This is a genomic window from Streptomyces sp. C, assembly GCF_000158895.1.
Taxonomy (GTDB): Bacteria; Actinomycetota; Actinomycetes; order Streptomycetales; family Streptomycetaceae; genus Streptomyces; species Streptomyces racemochromogenes.
The window spans coordinates 519,142-520,069 of sequence record NZ_GG657750.1; the positions used below are offsets into that span (position 1 = coordinate 519,142).

1 protein-coding gene and 1 pseudogene are annotated in these 928 nt (G+C 77.8%); both read right to left on the reverse strand.

The features are described from left to right. A pseudogene (locus SSNG_RS43390) lies at nucleotides 1–268 on the reverse strand (D-beta-D-heptose 1-phosphate adenosyltransferase); the annotation flags it as partial. 370 nt (nucleotides 269–638) lie between these two features. After that, nucleotides 639–928: SIS domain-containing protein (locus SSNG_RS02530; protein ID WP_042800425.1), on the reverse strand; the 290-nt coding region annotated here is incomplete at its 5' end.

Below are 928 nucleotides of genomic sequence, written 5' to 3' on the forward strand. Positions count from 1 at the left end.
GCGGCGCCCCAGCGCTCCGCCAGCTCCGCGCCGCGCGGGCGTGCGCGGCCAGGGAGTCCCCCTCGTCGGGGCACAGCGCGGCCGCCTCGGCCGCGTTCGGCGTGGCCAGGCGGGCTCCTGGCACCGGTGGTCCGCCCCGCGGGTGCGGGTCCCACACCAGGGGTACGCGGCGCGCGCTGTCGGCGAGCAGGGGCCGCAGCGCCTGAGCGGTGCCCCGGCCGTAGTCGGAGACGAGGACCGCGTTCGCGTCGGCCAGGGCCCGGCCCACGGCCGCGTCGGGGGCGCCGACCCGGCCGCCGCCCCGGTCGATCCGGACCAGGGGACGGCCATCGGCCAGTACCCGTGTCTTGACCGGCAGGGAGCCTTCCAGTTTTTAGCTCGACCAGCCGGACACGGTCGTGCAGTGTTCTCCTGCACGCGGTTGCTGGCCCTGTCCTCGCCCAGTGCCGTGACCAGGACGACCTCCCGGCCGGAGCGGGCCGCCAGCACCGCGGCCAGTCCCGCGCCCCCGGGTCGTGAGAGGTCGTCCTCGACGTCGACCACGGGCGCCGGGGCGTCGGGGGCGAGACGGGACGCGGCCCCGCGGATGTCGCGGTCCAGCAGGACGTCTCCGACCACGACCAGCGGTGCGCGGCCGGTCACCGGGTCCTCCCGACGGTGGTGACGGCGCGCCGGAGCGCCGTCCCGACGGCGGCGGCGCCGGCGGAGGCGAGGGCCGCGTCGAAGGACTCGCACAGCAGGTGCACGGCCACCAGGTGGGCCTCCTGCACGGTCGCCGTCGAGGCGGCGTCGATGCACAGGGCCTGGTCGGCGGCTTCCGCCAGCGGGTTGGGGGCGGCTCCGGTCAGGGCCCAGACCTCCACGCCCGCGGCGCGGGCCGTCATCGCGGCGGACAGCAGGTTGCCGCTGCGCCCCGATGTCGACAGGA